Genomic DNA, 20604 nt, shown 5'->3' on the forward strand with positions numbered 1-20604 from the left:
ATCCGAGACGACACTCGGGCCCTCAACCTGCCCAGCCTCAGCCCACAGCACGAAAACGGTCCACCGACTCCGTCGGCGGACCGTCACGCAAGATCGAGGCTAGGCCGCCTTTAGGGAGACGATTTCCGTGAGGGCGTTTGTGGCGATCAGCGAGGTGACCGGCTCAACGACTGCGCCTCGCCTGACCGTCGCATCGTGTCGCCGGATCCGCAGTAACCAGTCGCGCCCGGGTCCTCGCGCCGACGAGGCATTGCCGTCTCGATCTCATCATCCACAATAACTAAAGCGCGTTAGTAGCGCGCGCAAGCGCCATCCTACGCCCTCACCGCGGTCGGAGGAGACAGCATCCAGCCTGCTGCGGCGCGGCGGGGCGTGATCCGAGATCAGACTGAGCGACGCTCGATCACCCGGGTGACCTCAGGACCGATAGGGACGGGCCGTCCGTCGAGGAGACTGATGATCGCCTCGACGAGATGTCGTGCGGTGTCCCGCATATCTACTGCCACCATCGTCAACGGCGGGGCTGCGAGGCGTGCGGCCGGCGAATCGACCGCGCCGATCACGGCCAGGTCCGACGGCGCGGCTAGTCCTTGCTCGCGTAGACCCGCGAGGACGGCCAAGGCTGCCACATCGTCGTGGGCGCACACGCCGGTGACGGCGGGGGTCATCCCACGCCATGCCTCGACAGCGGCTCCGGCTCCCACCTCGTCGCAGGGAACAGCCAGAGCCACCGGGCCCGGCACACCGTGCTCGGCGCAGGCTCCCTGCAGTGCTTTCAGGCGCATCTCGCTCGCCTCGGCCAGGCGTTCGTCGTGCGGGCGGGCGTAGCCGAGCCGACGGTGCCCCGCCCTGAGCAGTCGCTCGACCTGCAGCCGGGCGATGCTGTTTTCCCGGGCTCCCCAGATCCACTGCGCGACGGGGTCGGACTCGGCGGTGAGAGAGACCACGGCGCGTACGCCATTGCGCCGCATCGCGGCGACGTCATTATCGGGCAGGTCCCATGCGAGGACGGCCACGGGCGTGATGACGGTCCACACATCACCATCGGGCCTGCGGGACCACGGATGGATCACCGCAGTGAGCCCGACGGCCGCGAACTCCGCCGAGAGAAACTCGACCAGTGTGCCCAGGTCGGTCAGCGGCAACTGAGGGGGCTGATAGAGGAGCACGACGTCACTCCGGCCGCGGCTGAGCGTCCGGGCCTCCGCCGAGGGGGCATAGCGCAGCCGGGCCGCCGCTTCGAGGACGCGCTGCCGCGTCGACTCGGAGATCGTCTGCCCCTTGGTGCCGTTGAGCACGAAGCTGACAGTGGCCCTGGAGACTCCGGCCTCCCGGGCGACGTCGGAACTGGTGACCCGGCCCTCCGGCCGAGCAGCGGCCTCGCCCGCCATCCATCGCCCCTTCCGCTCTTGTGGGTGTACCACGCCTGATGTACTGTACCCGCACTCACTAACGCGCGTTAGTGAATGAATAGTCGGTAGGGCGTCCCCGTGGCCACGGGGACTCGTCATGCCGCTCCGACAACCACCCCCTAAGGGCCCTGAGAGGGGCCGGTGCCAATCCACGGCTTACCCCTGAAGGGGCACGATCGGTTCTGCTCCGTGTTCCGGCGGAGCAGAACCCACGCAGCCCGTGCGGGGTTCGAGGTCGTCCGCAGACATGCAGATTCGTTCTGCTCGACGACCGCGCGCCTGATCCCTACGAACTCAGAACCTCAGGAGCTGCTGATCGTGCCCGAACCGTTGATCTTCCCCGAGCGCTTCCTTTGGGGGGCCGCGACAGCCGCACATCAGGTCGAAGGCAACAACGCGAACAGCGACTGGTGGGAATGGGAGACCGACCCAGCGCCCAAGGCGCCCATGGCAGGGCCCTCCGGCATGGCGTGCGACCACTTCAACCGTTACAAGGACGACATCGCGCTGCTCGCGGAACTCGGACTGAACACCTACCGCTTCTCCGTGGAGTGGGCACGAGTCGAGCCCCGCCAGGGAGAATTCGACCGCGAGGCGCTCCAACACTACGCCGACATGGTCGAGACCTGCCTGACCCACGGCGTCACACCGATGATCACGCTGCAGCACTTCACGTTGCCGGCCTGGGTCACCCACGCCGGAGCCTGGACCAATGCCGAACTCCCGGCCTGGTTCACGCGCTACACCAGGCACGTGATGGAACATCTACAGAACCGTGCTCCCTACATCTGCACGATCAACGAGCCCGGCAACATGATCACGCGGGGGTATCTGGGCACCTTCCCGACTCCGCCCTTCGTCCGGAACCTCGACGCGTTCGACGCCGCAGCCTCAGGAGTGATCGCCGCACACCGCAATGCCCGAGAGGTCATCCGTGAACTCGCACCCGGCGTCAAGGTCGGCATGGCCCATGCGCTGCAGGACTGGCACGCCAATCCCGGCGGAGTCCCAGCGATGGAATGGGCTCGGGAACTCCACGAAGACAGGTTCTTCGCCGAGACCGCCGACGACGACTTCATCGGCGTCCAGACCTACACCCGCCTCGACGTCAACGCCCCCCGCATCACCAAACCCCTCAGCGCGGCGCTTCTGCGCAGCCGTCGCCTTACGCAGTCGCTCGCCCTGCCGTACCTGCGCCGCCAAGCGGCAGCCGTGTCTGCGGAAGGAGCACCCGTCGGCGAGGGCCGCCGCACCCAGATGGGATATCTGTGGGCTCCTGAGGCGGTCGAGGCCACGACCCGGCGAGTGGCGGGCCTCTTCCCCGGCAAGGAGATCGTCCTCACCGAGCACGGTGTCGCGACCGACGTCGACAGCGAGCGTATCGACTACATTCGAGCAGGTCTGCGCGTCGTGCACCGGCTGATCGGCGACGGACTGCCCATCACCGGCTACGTCCACTGGTCACTGCTGGACAACTTCGAGTGGTGGGACGGCTACGGCCCCAAGTACGGGCTCGTGGCGGTCGACCGCAGCACTCAGGAGCGGGTCGTCAAACCATCGGCACATTGGTATGGCGACGTGGCCCGGATCAACCGGATGCCAACATGAGCCGCCGCCTGGGACACGGTACGGCTACCTCGGCATGAGCCGTTCGCCCGCTGGGTGGCGTGGCCGAGTCCGCCCTCGAAGCGGCGCCGACAGGCCTTGAGGTCTTCGATACCACATGCACGCAACTGGCCCAGGGCGAGCGTCGCATACGAATATCGGCGGCGCTGAACGACCAGATCGCGCCACGCACGGTCCAGGTCACTGCGCGCGTCAGGCGGGCGACCTAATTTGCATGCGGCTGCGGAGCAGGCGTCTCGATGAACGTCATGGACTGTGGCGAACGCACCTGGCCTGGCTCCACCATCCCCGTACCGCAGGACAACCGCCCGGTCGGCCTTGGATCAGAGCCAACGACGCCAGGTGGCGGTTCGTCGCCGCCGTAGGCCGCACCCACCTCGTGGTTCCGGTGCCCACAGCGCCATCCCATGATCACCATCACAGCAACAAGGAGTTCTCATGTCGTTCCGCTGGGGCATCGCCGGCACTGGTGTCATAGCAAACAGTTTTGCGGACGCGTTGGGCCGGTTGCCTGACGCCCACTTGGTCGCCGTCGGCTCCCGCAGTCGGAAAGGGGCCGACGCGTTCGGCGAGAAGCACGGCATCGCCGCGCGACACCGGCACGCTTCGTACGAAGATCTGGCCGCCGATGACACTGTCGACATTGTCTACGTCGCATCGCCCCACTCCCACCATCACGAGCACACGTTGCTGTTCCTGAACGCGGGGCGTCCAGTGTTGTGCGAGAAGGCGTTCTCGCTGGACGCGGAGCAGGCCGCTGAAATGGTGGCTGTGTCCAGGGAACGGGGCCTGTTCCTGATGGAGGCGATGTGGAGCCGGTTCCTGCCGGCCTATGTCAAAGTCAGAGAACTGCTCGCCGAGGACGTCATCGGTGAAGTCCAGTCCCTGGAGGCCGACTTCGGCTTCCAATTCCCGGCGGACCCCGAACACCGTCTGTTCGATCGCGCGCTGGGTGGCGGTTCCCTGCTCGACCTGGGTGTGTATCCCCTATCGCTGGCCAGCATGGTGCTGGGTACGCCCGACCGGGTCACGGCGTACGGCACACTCGGCTCGACCGGCGTCGACGAGCATGTCGCTGTCCTCTCCGGGTACGACAGTGGGGCGGTCGCGCTGGCCCAGAGTTCCATGCGGGCGAACCTCGGTTGCACAGCCCGTATCACCGGCACCGAAGGTCACATCGAACTGCCGTTCCTGATGCACTGCCCGGACGAACTGACCGTGCAGACGCGGGGCACCACCGAACGCCTGAGTCTGCCCGCCGCCCGCGAGGGCGACGGCGACGACACGGCGGGCGGCGGCCTGCACCGCCAGATCCGGCACGTCCAGGAGCGGCTACGCGCAGGGGAGTTGGAGAGCGAGATCATGCCTCTGGACGAGACCGTGGCGGTGATGCGCACGCTCGACACCGTGCGCGACCAGATCGGCCTGAGCTACACCACTCACTGACGTTCCCGCAACCAGCCAGCCATACGGATGCGTTCGGGGTTACGGCCACTCCGCTGCCGTAACCGCGTCCGAGGGGATCGGTACGGATCTCCGCCGCCTGATGTGGCCCGCACCCGTGGAGCCGCTTGCGGCGTCGCTACTCAACCGAAGCCGGAGAAGCCGATGGCTCACAGTGCAGAACGGCCCCCAGGCAGGCTCACGCCACGGGCCAGAACCAGATGGCTGGTTGTTTTCGTCATGGCTTTCGATCTCATGCTGACTGGAATCGCGTACTCCGCCTCAGGGGAATCGCCTCAGATCAGGGTGCTGTCGAATCGCGCGGATCTGGTGTCCGGGGGCGACGCCCTCGTCGAGGTGGCCCTGCCTTCCGGGGGAACACCAGAGAATGTGCGCGTGGACGTGGACGGCCGGGATGTGACATCCGCTTTCGCCGTCCGGCCGGACGGCCGCTTCCTGGGCCTGGTCACCGGCCTCCAGGTCGGCGAGAACAGGATGACGGCCCGGACACAGGGGGGCGCGGCAAGCCTTACCATCACCGGCCATCCCATCGGCGGACCGCTGTTCGCCGGGCCACAGGTACAGCCGTGGGTGTGCGCGACCGAGGAGAACGGCCTCGGGAAGCCGCAGGATGTCGCGTGCAATACTCCAGCGAAGTACAAGCTCTTCTACAAGTCCTGGCTGACCGGCCAGTTCACCGCATATGATCCGAAAAGACCGCCCGCAGACCTCGCATACACAACGACGGACCAGGGCAAGCGGGTCGCGTACGTCGTACGCCGGGAACGCGGCGTGATGGACCGTGGCATCTACGACATCGCGGTGTTGTACGACCCGGCCAAGCCGTGGCAACCGTGGGCACCGCAAGGCGGCTTCAACGGAAAACTCCTTGTGCCGTTCGGCGGCGACTGCACGCCGCGGCATTCACAGGACGCACCCATGGAGAACGTTCTCAACGACACGGCTCTGTCCCGCGGGTTCGCCGTCGCGGTGTCCAACCTGAACATGCTGGGGCAGAACTGCAACGACGTGGTCTCCACCGAAGCGCTGGTGATGCTCAAGGAGCACTTCGTCGAGAACTACGGCCCGATCCGCTACACCATCGGGCAAGGCTGCTCCGGCGGTTCCATGCAGCAGCACTGGATCACCTCCAACTACCCCGGTCTGTTGGACGGCATCCTGCCCTCCTGCAGCTTCCCCGACGTCTGGTCCACGCTGCAGGAGGCCGAGGACTGTCACGTACTCGACCACCACTTCGACAGGTCTCCATTGTGGGCGTTGACCACCCACAGAACCGCGGTGACCGGCCACGCGTTCGAGACGGTGTGCCGGACACTCTGGGACAACCCGACAGGCAACGGGCAGTACTCCAAGACCTGGTTGGACCCGGACAACGGGGCCGGCTGCCTCGGCGGATTCCTGGCCGGCCACACCACTCTGGAGCCCAATCGCTCGTGGGTGTACGACGCCGAGGCAAATCCTGCCGGTGAGCGGTGCACTCTTCAGGACTACGCCGTGGCCGTCTGGGGCCGAAGGCCCGCGAGTTCATGGGGGCCGGTCGAACAACGCATCCAACGCGGTTTCGCCAACCGGCCGTACGACAACACCGGTGTCCAGTACGGCCTGAAGGCCGTCGAGTCCGGCACGATCACCGCTGAGCAGTTCGTCGACCTCAACGAGAGCGTCGGCGGGCTCGACATCGACTGGAAGTGGCAGCCGGAGCGTAGTGAAGCCGACCCTGCGGCGCTGGAAGTCGCATACCGCTCCGGTCGGGTGACCTACCCCCGCGAGGCGGCCAAGGTCCCCGTCATCGATCTGCGCTCTCCCGGCAACTGGGAGATCCACAGCGACTTCCACAGTTACGCCATGCGTGCCCGCTTCGACCAGGCCAACGGTGGCCATGACAATCAGATCATCTGGACGGGTGTGCCTCCGGTGCAAACCGACGGCGATGCCCGCGAGAAGGCGTTCCTGCTCATGGACAGATGGCTGACCCGCATCGAAGCCGACACGTCCAACGACCCGATCGAGACCAAGGTGGTGCGCGACAAGCCGGCCGACGCTGTCGACGCGTGCTGGATCGGCAACCGCAAGATCTCCGATATGTCCGTCTGCCGCGCCACCTACCCTTACTTCGGTGTGCCCCGGACTGCGGCCGGGGGCCCGACGGCCAACAACATCCTCAAGTGCCAACTCAAGGAACTCAACCGGGACGACTACACCGTCGACTTCTCCAACGCCCAATGGGGCCGACTGCGGAAGGCCTTCCCCGAGGGGGTGTGCGACTACCGCGAGCCAGGCGTGGCCCAGCAACCCTCTCTGCCGTGGCTGACCTTCTCCGGCGGGCCGGGCGGACAGCCACTGGGCGCTCCGCCGGAGTCCGCCCCTACACCCTGAAAGGCTTCCCCTCATCCGGTGCCCACGGTGTCCCGCATCCCCAGCTAAGCGCTACACCGTGGGCGCCCAGCACCCTGTACGTCTCGATGTCCCACCCGGTGTACTACTCGCCCTCGGAGACGAAGCGGCCACGCGTGTCCTGGATGATCGCCATGAGCCCGCGCTCGGCCGCGGCAACAGATTGAGAGGCCTGGCCATGAAGGAGGTCTGCTTGCCGTTCAGCAGCCGACTCGGCAGCACCGGCCATGGCCCCGTCCCACCCAGACGGTGGACGTCCGCGCGCAGCACCATCCCGTCAAGCAACATCGGCCCGGATCGCAGTAGGCTCCGTAGCCCCGGCAAGCGCCCGGTCGAACTGCCGCCGTCCTCGCCGAGGAAACCATCTGCAACCCGTGGTGGAGACGCGCACCGGCCGACGCCAGCCGCGCCTGCTGGTCATCTGTCTGCACGGCACCGGACTGTGCTACCACAAGCCCACGCCCCTCGGCCCACAGGAGCCCTGCTTCGCCGCCGCCCCGGTACCCCGTGCGGCCAGCAGACGGCGTGCTCGGCACGCAACCGGACCAGGATCTCCGCCTGGCCGGGTCCGAACAGGTCCTGATAGAGGTGCTCGGCCAGCGCGAAGCAGAAGGCGCGGTGATCCCCTATAGAGTCAAGGGTCGGTCTGCCATCATCAAGGGCGATGACGGCCAATCCACCGAGTCCGGGCCGAAGAGGCGACCACTGCGGTGTGGGCCGTGGGAATGCACAGGCTGACGACGAGGGCAGTTGGGTGTGCGGTAGACATGGCAGGGAGCCCGCTTGCCCGCCCAACCGCCCCACCTCGGCCGAACGGCCAGGAAACGAAGCGGTCGCAAGCGTCCTCGGCCGAAAGGCTGATACCCCGCGCGCGTAGGTCGCAGCCTCTGGCGCGTCTCCTGTGCGGGGATCTGCCTTGCATCAGTGAGCTCGAGGTGAGTTTGGCACCTGACCTGCGCCCTAACGTCCCGGGGTGCAGGCATGCACGCCGTGCCAATCCAGGGACACCATCCCTACCGCGTGCCAGTTTCTCAGGCTGTTTCGCTGGGCGTCATCCCAGGAGCTGATGCGACGACATACCTGAGGCTGACGAAACCCTTTCTCGCATCAGCCTCAGGTGGTCGGCAATTCAGCTGATCCGCAGGATCTGTGGGAACCGGACGATAGAGAGGTTCCCAGCGGGATGGACCCGGACTCTCGCGTCCATGGGCCTCTTGTGGCCGTTTGCACGGCCCGTGGCACGTGCCCCTCGCTGTCTCTATCCCGATCGGAGTGCTACCCATGATCACTAGCCCGTCCACCGGCCCCCGCGCCGCCGCCCCTGCCATCGCCGCCCGCGCCACTGAGCTCTCCAAGGTCTACGGACAGGGCGACACCAATGTGGTGGCCCTCGATCAGGTCAGTGTCGGCTTCGGGCAGTCCCAGTTCACCGCGATCATGGGGCCTTCGGGGTCCGGGAAGTCCACGCTGATGCACTGTGTCGCGGGGCTGGACAGCTTCTCCTCCGGCTCGGTCCGCGTCGGTGATGTCGAGCTCGGGTCACTGACGGACAGGCAACTCACCAAACTCCGCCGGGACAAGGTCGGCTTCATCTTCCAGGCGTTCAACCTGCTGCCCACCCTGACCGCGTTGGAGAACATCACGCTCCCGATGGACATCGCGGGCCGGACACCGGACAAGGAGTGGCTGGACAGCGTCATTCGGATGGTCGGTCTGTCGGGCCGGCTCAGCCACCGCCCCGCCCAGCTCTCCGGCGGCCAGCAGCAGCGCGTCGCCGTCGCCCGTGCGCTCGCCTCCAAGCCGGACATCGTCTTTGGGGATGAGCCGACCGGCAACCTGGACTCACGCTCGGGCGGCGAGGTCCTCGGCTTCCTGCGTGACTCGGTACGGGAGCTGGGCCAGACCGTCGTCATGGTCACCCATGATCCGGTCGCCGCTTCCTACGCGGACCGGGTCGTTTTCCTCGCCGACGGCCGGATCGTCGACGAGATGTACGAGCCCACCGCGGACGGGGTCCTCGACCTCATGAAGTCGTTCGAGACCCCGTTCCGTACGAGCTGAGCGGCCCGCAGCAGAGCCGACCAACCGGTACGCACCCCCTCCGTCCTCAGCTCCCCTCACTTCACCGGGATCACACCACCATGTTCCGCACAGCGCTGCGCAACGTCCTCGCGCACAAGGCCAGACTGCTGATGACCGTGCTCGCCGTCATGCTCGGCGTCGCGTTCGTCTCCGGCACTCTGATCTTCACCGACACCTACACGAACTCCTCCAGCAGCCAGAAAGCCAAGAGTTTCGCCCACGTGGACGTCCAGGTCGACCCGGACCCCAACCACTACTCCGATTCCCCCGGCATCAGTCGGAAGACGCTCGAAGAGGTCGCCCGTGTGGACGGGGTCGCCGAAGCCGCCGGGCGGGTCGACGGACTCGCCTACGTCTCCGACAGAGACGGCGGACTCATCGGCGGCGCGTTCAACTCGGGCGCCAACTACGCGCCGGGCAAGAACGGCAAGGACCCGCTCTACGCGTTCACCGAGGGTGGCGGTCCCACAGAGGCCATGCAGATCGCGCTCGACAAGGACAGCGCCGACAAGGGTGGCTACCATGTCGGCGACACCGTGCCTGTCGCTCTGACGGGTCCGGCCAAGAAGTACAAGCTCTCCGGCATCTTCACCACCGAGGACCAGCTGGTGGCAGGAGGCGGCAGCCTGGTGCTGTTCGACACACCGTCCGCACAGCGGCTCTACCTCCAGCCGGGCTTCTTCGAGAACGTCACCGTCACCGCCGCCCCCGGCGTTTCGAGCACCAAGCTCGCCGCCGCCATCGGCAAGGTACTTCCGGACTCCGCGAAGGCCGAGACCGGTCAACAACTCGCCGACGCCGAGGCAAAATTGGCGGAGGGAGACGCCTCGCTGCTCAGTGGGATACTGCTTGCCTTCGCCGGTGTCGCGCTCTTCGTCAGCGTCTTCTTGATCGCCAATACCTTCACCATGCTGGCTGCCCAGCGCACCCGGGAACTCGCTCTGCTGCGTGCGGTCGGCGCCTCCCGCAGGCAGGTCACCCGTTCCGTGCTGATCGAGGCGATGGTGGTCGGCGCGGCCGGTGCGGTCGCTGGGCTCGGGCTCGGTGCCGTCATGGCCGCCATAGCACAGTCAGTGGTCGATTTCGGCGGAGGGAAGCTCCCGGACGGGCCGCTGATCGTCACGTCGACGACTGTCCTGGTCTCAGCATTCGTCGGTGTGCTGGTCACCATGGTGGCCGCCTGGCTGCCGGCCCGTCGCGCAGCGAAGATCCCGCCGGTCGCGGCGATCAGCAGCGCACACCTGCCCTCCACCATCAGGTCCCTGATCCTGCGGAACGTGTTCGGCGGCATCCTCACGCTGCTCGGCGCGGCGGTCGTCGTCGCGGGCGCCGGGACCGGCGGCTCGCGCGGCGCGATGATCGTCGGGTTCGGTGCCTTCCTCGCGGTGATCGGTGTCCTCGTGCTGATCCCGTTGCTGTCCCGGCCGGTGATCGCGCTCGTACGGCCGCTGCTGCGGCGGGGCTTCGGTGTCTCCGGCACGCTCGCGGGCCAGAACGCCGTACGCAACCCGCGCCGTACCGGCGCCACCGCCTCCGCACTGGCCATCGGCCTCACACTGGTCAGTGCTCTGACCGTGCTCGGCGTCACTGTCGGTCAGTCCATGGACAGGATGACCACGGACATCGTCAAGGCCGACTATATGATCACGACCACTGCTGTGGACCTGGACACCTCGGCGGTCGCCGCCGTGCGCAAGCTCCCCGGCGTCAGGGCCGTGTCGCCAGAGCAGCAGTCGTGGATGCAGATCGACGGCATCCAGGAGGATGTAACAGCCATCGCCCCGGCGGAGTTCGACAAGGCACTCGACCTTCCGGTGGTCTCCGGCTCACAGGGCACGCTCGCCAAGGGGCAGATCGCCGTTGCCGAGGACGAAGCGCGATCCCACGGTTGGAAGGTGGGGGACACCCTGCCAGCGGTGTACGGGGACTCCGGCAAGAAGCGCAGGGTGACCGTCGGGGCTATCTTCGAGTCCAACGAGGTCGTCTTCCCTGTCGTCGTCTCCGCGGACGTGATCGAATCGACCCTCGCGGCGTCCCTCTCCAAGATCTACGTCAAGACGGACGGCAGCACGGACAGGAAGGCGCTCGCTGACGCCCTCCCCGGGCGCCCGGGGATCAAGATCGACGACCAGCAGGCCATCCGCAACGAGTTCAGCGGCACATACGATGCTGCGCTCAACGTCTTGTACGCACTGCTCGCGATCTCCCTGGCCATCGCGGTGCTGGGAGTGGTGAACACCCTCGCGATGTCAGTCTTCGAACGACAGCGCGAGGTCGGCATGCTGCGAGCCGTCGGACTCGACCGGCGAGGCGTGACGCGGATGATCCAGCTGGAGGCCGTGGTCATCTCCCTCTTCGGCGCGGTCATCGGCATCGGAGTCGGTTCCTTCCTGGGCTGGGCCGTCTGCGAGATCGTAAAGGCGGACATCCCCGGGTACGCGCTGGTGCTGCCGTGGGGCCGGTTCGCGCTCTTCCTGCTGCTGGCAGCGCTCGTCGGACTCCTGGCCGCCATGTGGCCGGCCCGCAACGCGTCCCGACTGAACATGCTCATGGCCATCAAGACCGACTAGACGGAGGGAATCGCCGTACGGCCGTAGGCACATCGATGTGCCTACGGCCGTACGGTTGTGTGGCGAGCACGGGGCCCCCAGGCCCAACAGGTCAGTCTTCGGTGGGTCCACTGACTCCTCCTGCACACATCCTGCGCAGCCCCCGCCTGACGCAGTCGCTCGCCCTGCCGCCCCTGCACCGCCAGGCGGAAGTCGTCTCACTGGCGGAAGACGCACCCGCACCCGCTGACGGGATCCCGCGATGCACGTAAGCGTATCGACTACATCCGAGCAGGTCTGCGCGTCGTGCACCGGCTGATCGACGACGGACTGCCCGTCACCGGCTACGTCCACTTTCAAGTGCTGGGACGGCTACCGCCCCAAGCACGGGCTCGTGGCGGTCGACCACACCACTCAGGACCGCATCGTCAAGCGCCCGGCCCGTCCATTCGTCGGATTCGCCTTCGCGCACATGCTCGGCTTCAACCTGCTGCCCCGGTTGAAGAACGTGGGCTCGGCCCGGCTGTACCGGCCGGTTGCCGGCGAGGACGAGACGTGGCCGCACCTGGCCCCGGTGCTGTCCAGCAAGACGATCGACTGGGAGCTGATCCGCCAGCAGTACGACCAGATCGTCAAATACACCACCGCGCTCCGCCTGGGCACGGCCGAGGCCGAGCAGGTGCTACGACGCTTCACCTGCGGCGGCCCGAAGCACCCGACCTACCGGGCGATCGAGGAGCTCGGCCGCGCTGTGCGGACAGCGTTCGTCTGCGACTACCTGGCCAGCCCCGAACTACGGCGGGAGATCCACGAGGGCCTGCAAGTGGTGGAGAACTGGAACTCCGCCAACCACGACCTGTTCTACGGCAAGGACGGGGACCTGACCGGCGCCGACCGCGAGAGCCAGGAGATCTCGATGCTCGCCCTGCACCTGCTGCAGGCTGCCCTTGTCCACGTCAACACCCTGCTGCTGCAGAGGTCCTGGCCGAGCCGAAGGGGGTCGAGCGCCTCGGCGATGCCGATCGGCGCGCGTTGTCCCCGCTGTTCTGGACTCACGTCAACCCCTACGGCCGGTTCGAGCTGGACATGAGCAACCGGCTAGATCTCCAGTCGGCTGTAGTCGTCCCGGGCCAGCGAGCGGACGAACCGCAGTCGGCGCCCGCCGGGGAGAGCGCCGCGCAGCGGTAGCGCCAGCGATTCCGGGTCGAAGCCGTCGGCTGCGGCTTCGACCCAGAATCCCGTGGTCACGGCCGGGCGGTGGGGAGAGCCGGGCCGACGCCGGGAACCGCTCGGAGCGGGGACGGCCGCTCATCGATCAGGCGGTGTCGATGAGCCGGCGAAGTCTCTCCCGCCCGTTCGGTCTCGGGCGCGCGCCCGCTGCCTCGGATGTCGGCTTCGCCGGGCCGGCTCGGCGAGGCTGCTGCGGCGTGTCAGCGGGACTCCTGTGCGCTGAGCAGCGTGAGGGCGTTGCGGATGCCCTCTTCGAGGAGTTCGTCGGAGAGTCGCGGGTCAGACAGGGCGCGGGAGAGCTGCAGTGTCCCGACCATCATGGCGTAGACGCTGAGGGTCTTCGTGTGCGCCGAGCGCGGATCGGCGGGCGCCAGGCGGGCGGCGATGCCGTCGATGACGGCGAGCACCCCGTCGGTGTACGCCTGCTTGGTCTCCTGCGGGCAGCGCCCGATCTCATCGAGGAGTGCGGCGGAGGGGCAGCCGTCGTCGGGGCTGTCGCGGTGCTGGGGCGACAGATACCACCGCACGATCTGCTCGAGTCCTGCGATGCCGGGGGCCGCCTGGTCGATGACGTTGGCGTACTGCGTGCGCAGCTGGTCCGCGACCGAGGCGGCCACGAGGTCGTCCTTGGACGCGAAGTGGGCGTAGAAGGCACCGTTGGTCAGTCCGGCGTCCGCCATCAGCGTCGAGATGCCCGAGCCATCGATACCGTCCTGCTTGAACCGGCGGCCGGCGGTCTCGATGATCCGCTGCCTGGTCGCCTGCTTGTGCTCTTTCCCGTAACGAGTCACGCGCTCGCTCCTTCGTGCGCCGGAAGGGTCGCCCGCTTTCCGCCGGCCTCGCCATCATATTGGATTACGAACGCACTCTAATGGTGTGCGGGCGGCGTCTTGGAGCACCGCCACGCCTTCTGCGCGGCCGGCCTGGTTCAGTCGTCGCCGGGCGTCATCGAGATCACGACCTTTCCGGCCGTGGTACGCCCCTGCTCGACGTACGCCATCGCCTCGAGCGTCCGGTCGAAGGGGAACGTCCGGTCGATGACCGGGCGGAGCCGTCCGCTGTCGTACAGGGCGCCGAGTTCACGGAGCTGGGCGCCGCTGGCCTGCATGAAGAAGAACTCATAGCGCACACCCAGGGCCTTGGCCTGCTTGCGCACCTTGCGGCTGAGCGCGTTCATGGCCACGCCCATGAACGAGGGCGCGCCGAGTTGCCTGGCGAACCCGGAGTCCGGCGGGCCGGCGACACCGATGGCCAGGCCGCCCGGCTTCAGCACAGTCAGCGACTTCTCGAGGTTCGCCCCGCCAAGGGAGTCCAGCACCAGGTCGTAGCCGGACAGCACCTGCGAGAAGTCCTCCTTCGTGTAGTCGACGACGGTGTCGGCGCCGAGGCTCCTGACCATCTCCTCGGCGCGGGAGTTCGTGGTCGTGGCCACCGTGGCACCGAAGTGCTTGGCGAGCTGGATGGCCGTCGATCCGAGGCCACCGGCACCGGCGTGGACGAGCACTTTCTGGCCCGGCACCACGTGGGCGCGCTCCACGAGGATCTGCCAGGCGGCCAGGGCCACCAGCGGCACCGCGGCCGCCTCGCGGAGCGTGAGTGACGCCGGCTTGGGCGCGACGTCGTCCTGGTCGACCGCAATGAACTCGGCAAAGCCTCCGACCCGCAGGTCGCGGGGACGTGCGTAGACCTCGTCGCCGACCGTCAAGCCGCGCACGGTCGGCCCGACCTGCGTCACGATCCCGGCGACGTCATGGCCGAGCACGAACGGAAGCTCGTACTTCAGGAGTCGTTTGAACTCCCCGTTGCGGACCATCTTGTCCAGCGGGTTGATGCTGGCAGCGCTCACCTGGACCAGGACGTCGCCGGCCCCGACGGTGGGCTCGGGAACATCAGCGGCGCGCAGGCCGCCCTTGCCGTACTTCTCGACGACGAACGCCTTCATGTCAGCCGTCCCTTCGCGTGATCTTCTCGGTTGTCTTCTCGGCGGACGATGCGCATGTCCGGGCAGCTTCCACCTCAGCGGCCGAGGTGCCGTCGAAGCCACTGGCCCATCTGCTCGATCGCCCGGTCCACCTCGGGCACGCGTCCCGCGCCCAGGATGAACGAGTGCTGGCCCTCCGGCAGCGGGCGGACCTCAGAGACGATCTTGAAGTCGGTCAGTCGGCGGCCGAAATCGGCGCCATCGCCGGCAAGCGTTTCGTGCTCGCCGTAGTGGAGGGCCGTGGGCGGCAGGCCGGTCAGGTCGGCGTTCACGATGCTGATGGCGGGGTCGGTGAAGTCCACGCCGGGGTCCTGCAGCCAAGCCGCTCGGAACAGCTCGAGGATGCCCCGGCTGAGCATCCTGTCGAGTTCCTCGTTCTCGTCCACCTTCGGGTTACTGATGGTGAGGTCGGTCCAGGGCGAGATGCTGACGACCGCGCCGGGGACTGCCTCGCCCTTGGCGAGCAGGCGCAGCGGCAGCGCGATCGCGAGGGTGCCTCCGATGGAGTGGCCGGTGCTGCCGATGTTCCGCGGCGCGTAGCCCTGAGCGAGCAGCCACCGGTAGGCGGTCTCGGCGTCGTCGATCTGCGCCGGGTGGGGATGCTCGGGCGCCAGGCGGAAGCCCACGACGAGTGAGCGGATTCCGGCCGCCTTGGCGATGTGGCCGGCGGCCTTGCGGTCCGATGCGATCGAGGCGGCGACCGATCCGCCGAAATGGAAGTGAAGCAGCGCCTTGTCGGGGTCGGCGCCCTCGGGGATGACCCACAGGGCGGGGACGCCGTCCGCGTCCACGTCGGCGTAGGTGACGCCTTCCGGCTCGGTCGATGCCGAAGCATGTGTGTCGACGATGTCGCGGACGACGGCCAGATCGAGTCCCGGCGTCGACGCCTTCGCACGCACGCTGTCGAGGAACTGCGCGAACTGCTGCGCTTCCGTGCTCATTCCCATGGTGATGCTCCTTGTCAGGTCAGAGCTGAACGCGCCTCTCGCGCGCGCTGCGGGTCGATGGGCCGGGTGCGACGTTTCAGCCGGGCATCCGGTTGAACCTGCGGATCTGCTTGTCGAACATCCCGGCGGGGACGAGGCGTCGCGCGGTGGTGATGCGTGAGGCGAGCGGTCCGGCGGTGTAGCGCAGCTTCGGCTTCGAGGCGGTGGCTGCCGTGACGATCTCCTTGGCGACGACGGCGGGGTCGTCGCCGGTCTTCATCGCCGCGGCGACCACTTCGTCGAAGACACGCCGCCGCTCCGCGTACAGCGGCAGCGGGGTGTCGGGCTGCGCGGCATTGGCATCGAAGGCGGTCCGGGTGTAGCCGGGCTCGACGAGCAGGACGCGGACGCCGTGCTCGCGGACCTCGTGATCCAGGGACTCGGAGTAGCCCTCGACGGCGTGCTTCGCGGCGGCGTAGAGGGCCATGTAGGGCTGCGGGATGACGCCGAGGACGGACGAGACGTTGACGATACGTCCACGGCCCTGGGTGCGCATGTGCGGCAGAACGGCCTTCGCCATGCGGACATGACCGAAGAAGTTGAGGTTGAAGAGGCGCTGGGCCTGGGCGACGGAGCTCTCCTCGGCGGCGCCGGCCGAGCCCAGACCGGCGTTGTTGACCAGGACGTCGATCCGTCCGAACCGTTCGATCACTTCCCGGACCGCGGCGGTGACGGATTCGTCGCTGGTCACGTCGAGGTCGAGGAAGGCCACACCGGCGGGCGGGGTGAGCCCCGAGGTGTTCCGTCCGGTTCCGATCACCTCGAACCCGGCTGTGACGAAGGCCCGAGCGGTTGCGTTACCGATCCCCGATGACGCCCCCGTCACGAGTGCTACCGGCCGTTGTGTCGCCATGACGGACTCCTTACACATTGAATTTCGATCGTATGGCTTACTGTCGTAATGTTATTGCGGGGCGGAGTGGATGGCAAGGCCGCTCCGAAGGCGCCGGCATCTCCGGCCTGCCCGTCTCATCCAGAGCTCTCTCATGAACAGTCCTTTGCGCGAGCAAGATCAATCGCGGGCCGCCGGACCCCCGCCGATCCCGGGTTCGTTCGCAGAACCCGTTCTCACTAAGAAGCAGGACGGGCCTCCTTCTGAGACTTGCATTGTGCGAAGATCCGGGCCCGTGACGGACCCTCGGCTTCCTTCCTCAACCGACCGGTCGGACGCCGACGACGCCGAACAGCACGCCTGTCCGAAGTGCGTCGCCCAGCCCGGTTCCCCGTGCCGCTCGCGCGGCGGCGCGGTCGCCTCCGCCTACCACACCCGCCGCTTCACGAAGGTGCCCCGGCTGAAGAAGGCGCTGCGGGTGCCGACCCCGGCCGACCGTGGGCCGGGGTCGGCCGTGGCGGCCCGGCACCCCGCCACCGGCGCCGATCGACCCGGACCTGCCGAGTGCGGACATCCACATCGGCTAACGCGCGATGCTCGACGCTCAACTCCCAGCTCGACGCGCTCAGCAAGCACGGCATCCCGAGGGGCAAGATCTTCAGCGAGAAGATCAGCACCCGGGTGCGGGTCCGGCCCCGGTTCGAGAAGGCGCTGCGAACCGCGCGGGAGGTCAAGGCGCACGCCCCGCACTGCCGGGTCATCTTCACCGTGTACGAGATGAAGCGCCTCGGCCGCGACGCCGCCGAACTCACCGCGCTCACCGACCACCTCACCGCCCACGGCCTGGTCCTGGAGATGCTCGCCGGACCCCTGCCCGGCATCTACGACCCCACTGGCCCGGGCAAGCTGCTGTTCGCGTACTTCGCGGCGATGGCGGAGACCGAGCGAGAGAACATCCGCGAGTCCACGTTGGAGGGCCTGGACACCGCGGCCCGCAAGGGCAAGCACGGCGGCCGGCCCCCGGCGATGACCGACGACATGCTGCACACCGTGCTCCGGCGCCGGGCCGGCGGCGAGTCCGTCGGGCAGATCCAGCCCGACCTGTTCATCCCCACCGGCAAGCGCAAGGGACACAAGCCTTCCGTCAGATACTTGAGTCAAGACACTTGGAGAAAGTGCAGGTCAGAGCCGCCATGGACGAAATTTTGGAGCGTTGGGCATCTCGGCAAGCGGCGAAAGCCCCCCAGATCTCGGTTGAAGACCTCCGCGAACTCGCGGACAGTTTGGGTATCGAATTGGGTGACTGAGCTGCTTCGAGGGGCCCTGCCTGGATAGCAGGGTCCCTCGGTGTGTGTGAGAAATCGGCAAGCTGCCCCGCGCCATGGCCTCCCTGCGCAACCTCGCCATCAGCGTCTTCCGCCAGGACAGCCGGACGCCAGACCTACATCGCCGCGCCCAGACAGATCTCGTTCACGCAATGCCCCTGACTGGCGACCACGGCGGGGGTCACGTCCGCTGGAGTGGTGTATTGACGGCCACTCGGTGATCTCCTTTTGAGGCTATGCGGTGAGTTCGGTGGGCAGGTCGGTCTCGTGGGTTTCTGACTCGATCGGGTGGAGGCAGGCTTTGGCCAGCAGGTCGAGTCCCATGTAGCGGCGGGCCTCGGTCCACTCGTCGTTCTGTTCGGCCAGCACGGCGCCGACGAGCCGGATGACGGCGGTGCGGTCGGGGAAGATGCCGACCACGTCGGTGCGGCGGCGGATCTCCTTGTTCAGCCGTTCCTGCGGGTTGTTCGACCAGATCTGCCGCCAGATCTCGCGTGGGAAGGCGGTGAAGGCCAGCAGGTCGTGCTGGGCGGTGTCCAAGTGGGCTGCGGCCTTGGGAAACTTGGCCTCCAGCGCGTCCAGGACGTGCTGCATCTGGGCCTTCACGGCGTCGGTGTCGGGTTGTTCGAAGACGGTCCGCAGCAGCGTGGCCACCCAGGGCTGGGCCGATTTCGGGACCTGGCTGAGCAGGTTGCGGGCGTAATGAGTGCGGCATCGCTGCCAGCTCGCGCCGGGCAGGACCGCGCCGATGGCGTCGATCAGGCCGGCGTGCGCGTCGGAGATGACCAGCTGGACGCCGGACAGGCCGCGGGCGATCAGCGAGCGCAGGAAGGCCAGCCAGCCGGCGCCGTCCTCGGCGGTGGCGACATCGATGCCGAGGATCTCGCGGTGCCCGTCGGCGTTGACGCCGACCGCGATCAAGGCGTGGACGTTGATGATCCGGCCGCCCTCGCGGACCTTCTGGGTCAGCGCGTCCACCCAGACGAACGCGTAAGGGCCCTGATCCAGGGGCCGGTTGCGGAAGCGGCGACCTGCTCGTCCAGGTGCTTCGCCATCGCGCTGACCTGGGACTTCGACAGCTGGGTGACGCCGAGGGACTCGGCGAGCTTCTCGACACGGCGGGTGGACACGCCCAGCAGGTAGGCGGTGGCGACCACCGAGATGAGGGCCTGCTCGGCCCGGCGACGTCGCTCCAGCAGCCAGTGCGGGAAGTAACTCCCGCTCCTGAGCTTGGGGATGGCGAGTTCGACGGTGCCGGCCCTCGTGTCCCACTCGCGCGGGCGATATCCGTTCCGGTGGTTGACTCTCTCTTCGCTGACCTGCCCGTATTCAGCATTGCAGAGGGCATCCGCCTCCGCGGACATGAGCGCGTCAGCGAACGTCTTGACCATCGCGCGCAGCAGATCGGGACTCGCCGCGGCGAGGTTGTCTTCGGCGAGGGCGTGCAGGGGCAGACTGTCGGATGCGGTCATCGTGCTGATCTCCTTCGAGGCTTCGACACCTCGAAGATCAGCCGGTGGCCGTTCATCTATGCGGGCCTCATCCCGACGCCGGAGCAAACCCCCGGATCAGGTCGAACCCGTACACCATCTCCATGGACGCAACCACGGCGGGAGCGAACTGCTAGCACTTCAGATCGCCAATCGCCTCAGCCATTCGGCCAGACTGCGGGTCAAGGTCTGCAGGTTTCTGGCCTTTCGGTCGAGGTGCCCACGCCGAGACAGCGCGAAGATGAGCGCGAACGGAAGCCCCGGACGTAACGGGGGCCAACCAGTGCTTGGGCCGGTATGCTTCTTCCTGAAAGCGCCTTTTAAAACACCTCGCCTGCAGAGAGGACGTGTAGTGAATCTGAAAATTCGCACTCTTGGAGATCTCATGCGAACCTCTGGAGTGACGCCAAAGACTCAATCAAGTTCGCCAAAGCGTCGCGTTCTTACGAGCCTTGCGACTATTCTCGCCGCGTCGGGCGTTGTGGTCGCAAATCCTTCCGCTGCGTTCGCCAATTCCACCTTCACTGCTGTGGGGTATTGCGACACGAATTACCAGTGTGCGGGAGGTAGTGGCTCGAGTAGCAGATGGTCAGTGAATTTCGATGACGGGCCGACGGTATCGACAATTGACCTCCATGAACTGTACCGCGACCAGAGCGACACCATGTCCTCCTTTCGCATTCTCGGGAGTGTGATGTCGCGCGCCAATCACCCGAATGAAACAGTCACGATTCATCAGCAATTTTATCGAGACAATGGCGGGCAGGTGCCGCTCGGAGAGTACGAAACACGGTTCAGGGCGAGCAGCTCCAACAATGCCCAGCGCTTCAATTTCGATCAAGGCATACCCAATTTGCCGTGGAATGACCAGGTGTCGTCGGTTGCTATATGGATAACGAGAAAGTAGCTGACTGGCCTTAAAGAAGCTCGATCCTTCGTGACGACCTGCCGACTCCGTTGGCAGGTCGTTTCGCTTTCCGTGGCTCTTGGTGGGCAAATCTATAGTCCGGCTGGTGTCTCGGGTGAGCTCCGGATTTCATTGTTTCGAAATTGAACTTAGTCTTTTTGCCACCGAACCGAGTCATGCCGGATTGGCGCGCTCAGAACCACGACACGAGTGAGGGCCGACGGCAAGCCCTGGATCTCAGCACGTGGCCGGGGCCCCAAAAAACGGGGGCTGCGGTCGGCGATTCCTAATGCCGTTCGTCAAGCCGTGGCGCACGCCTGAGGTAG

At 66.9% G+C, this 20604-nt stretch carries 14 protein-coding genes and 1 pseudogene; 8 read left to right on the forward strand and 7 right to left on the reverse strand.

Annotated features, from left to right (window positions below; translation table 11 throughout):
* Positions 1-383 precede the first annotated feature (383 nt).
* The gene (locus P1P75_RS01480; RefSeq protein WP_006379104.1) at positions 384-1391 is read right to left on the reverse strand and encodes a LacI family DNA-binding transcriptional regulator; all 1008 of its coding nucleotides are present in this window, start codon (positions 1389-1391) and stop codon (positions 384-386) included.
* Positions 1392-1730: 339 nt separating this feature from the next.
* Between P1P75_RS01480 and P1P75_RS01485 the strand changes: the two genes are divergently transcribed.
* The 6 genes from P1P75_RS01485 to P1P75_RS01510 all read left to right on the forward strand — a co-directional run bounded on the left by P1P75_RS01485 (position 1731) and on the right by P1P75_RS01510 (position 12617).
* Complete coding sequence (locus tag P1P75_RS01485; RefSeq protein WP_010358259.1) at positions 1731-3020, forward strand: glycoside hydrolase family 1 protein; 1290 nt, start codon at positions 1731-1733, stop codon at positions 3018-3020.
* Positions 3021-3476: 456 nt separating this feature from the next.
* Positions 3477-4484, forward strand: a complete 1008-nt coding sequence (locus P1P75_RS01490; protein WP_010358260.1) for a Gfo/Idh/MocA family protein — start codon at positions 3477-3479, stop codon at positions 4482-4484.
* A 252-nt stretch (positions 4485-4736) separates the two neighbouring features.
* Positions 4737-6878, forward strand: a complete 2142-nt coding sequence (locus P1P75_RS01495) for a DUF6351 family protein (protein ID WP_234361249.1) — start codon at positions 4737-4739, stop codon at positions 6876-6878.
* 1299 nt (positions 6879-8177) lie between these two features.
* On the forward strand, positions 8178-8957 hold the full coding sequence (locus P1P75_RS01500; protein ID WP_006378852.1) for an ABC transporter ATP-binding protein: 780 nt from the start codon (positions 8178-8180) through the stop codon (positions 8955-8957).
* Positions 8958-9037: 80 nt separating this feature from the next.
* The gene (locus P1P75_RS01505; RefSeq protein ID WP_006378563.1) at positions 9038-11548 is read left to right on the forward strand and encodes an ABC transporter permease; all 2511 of its coding nucleotides are present in this window, start codon (positions 9038-9040) and stop codon (positions 11546-11548) included.
* 373 nt (positions 11549-11921) lie between these two features.
* Positions 11922-12617: a transposase gene (locus tag P1P75_RS01510; protein WP_006378841.1), complete on the forward strand. Its 696-nt coding sequence runs from the start codon at positions 11922-11924 to the stop codon at positions 12615-12617.
* Between the two features lie 8 nt (positions 12618-12625).
* Here the strand turns inward: P1P75_RS01510 and P1P75_RS01515 are convergent, their stop codons facing one another.
* The 5 genes from P1P75_RS01515 to P1P75_RS01535 form a co-directional block, all read right to left on the reverse strand.
* On the reverse strand, positions 12626-12775 hold the full coding sequence (locus P1P75_RS01515) for a hypothetical protein (RefSeq protein WP_162138053.1): 150 nt from the start codon (positions 12773-12775) through the stop codon (positions 12626-12628).
* A 182-nt stretch (positions 12776-12957) separates the two neighbouring features.
* The gene (locus P1P75_RS01520) at positions 12958-13548 is read right to left on the reverse strand and encodes a TetR/AcrR family transcriptional regulator (RefSeq protein WP_006378871.1); all 591 of its coding nucleotides are present in this window, start codon (positions 13546-13548) and stop codon (positions 12958-12960) included.
* A 137-nt stretch (positions 13549-13685) separates the two neighbouring features.
* Complete coding sequence (locus tag P1P75_RS01525; RefSeq protein ID WP_006378619.1) at positions 13686-14699, reverse strand: NADP-dependent oxidoreductase; 1014 nt, start codon at positions 14697-14699, stop codon at positions 13686-13688.
* Positions 14700-14773: 74 nt separating this feature from the next.
* Entirely contained in the window at positions 14774-15685 is a 912-nt protein-coding gene (locus P1P75_RS01530) for an alpha/beta hydrolase fold domain-containing protein (protein ID WP_006378832.1), read from the reverse strand.
* 76 nt (positions 15686-15761) lie between these two features.
* Complete coding sequence (locus P1P75_RS01535) at positions 15762-16577, reverse strand: oxidoreductase (protein WP_010358267.1); 816 nt, start codon at positions 16575-16577, stop codon at positions 15762-15764.
* 543 nt (positions 16578-17120) lie between these two features.
* Between P1P75_RS01535 and P1P75_RS01540 the strand changes: the two genes are divergently transcribed.
* Positions 17121-17891, forward strand: a complete 771-nt coding sequence (locus tag P1P75_RS01540) for a recombinase family protein (RefSeq protein ID WP_006379225.1) — start codon at positions 17121-17123, stop codon at positions 17889-17891.
* Between the two features lie 224 nt (positions 17892-18115).
* Here the strand turns inward: P1P75_RS01540 and P1P75_RS01545 are convergent.
* Positions 18116-19353: pseudogene (locus P1P75_RS01545) on the reverse strand (IS256 family transposase).
* 610 nt (positions 19354-19963) lie between these two features.
* Here P1P75_RS01545 and P1P75_RS01550 point away from each other — a divergent pair.
* Complete coding sequence (locus P1P75_RS01550; protein ID WP_223786220.1) at positions 19964-20278, forward strand: hypothetical protein; 315 nt, start codon at positions 19964-19966, stop codon at positions 20276-20278.
* Positions 20279-20604: the final 326 nt, after the last annotated feature.

Origin of the sequence: Streptomyces sp. ID05-39B, assembly GCF_033794725.1 — a bacterium.
Classification (GTDB): Bacteria; Actinomycetota; Actinomycetes; order Streptomycetales; family Streptomycetaceae; genus Streptomyces; species Streptomyces bobili.

Excerpts from the sequence above, each read along its gene's own strand:
- P1P75_RS01480 (WP_006379104.1), bottom strand. The coding sequence starts at position 1,391 with ATGGCGGGCGAGGCCGCTGCTCGGCCGGAGGGCCGGGTCACCAGTTCC.
- P1P75_RS01525 (WP_006378619.1), bottom strand. The coding sequence starts at position 14,699 with ATGAAGGCGTTCGTCGTCGAGAAGTACGGCAAGGGCGGCCTGCGCGCC.
- P1P75_RS01530 (WP_006378832.1), bottom strand. The coding sequence starts at position 15,685 with ATGGGAATGAGCACGGAAGCGCAGCAGTTCGCGCAGTTCCTCGACAGC.
- P1P75_RS01505 (WP_006378563.1), top strand. The coding sequence starts at position 9,038 with ATGTTCCGCACAGCGCTGCGCAACGTCCTCGCGCACAAGGCCAGACTG.
- P1P75_RS01495 (WP_234361249.1), top strand. The coding sequence starts at position 4,737 with ATGCTGACTGGAATCGCGTACTCCGCCTCAGGGGAATCGCCTCAGATC.
- P1P75_RS01535 (WP_010358267.1), bottom strand. The coding sequence starts at position 16,577 with ATGGCGACACAACGGCCGGTAGCACTCGTGACGGGGGCGTCATCGGGG.
- P1P75_RS01490 (WP_010358260.1), top strand. The coding sequence starts at position 3,477 with ATGTCGTTCCGCTGGGGCATCGCCGGCACTGGTGTCATAGCAAACAGT.
- P1P75_RS01500 (WP_006378852.1), top strand. The coding sequence starts at position 8,178 with ATGATCACTAGCCCGTCCACCGGCCCCCGCGCCGCCGCCCCTGCCATC.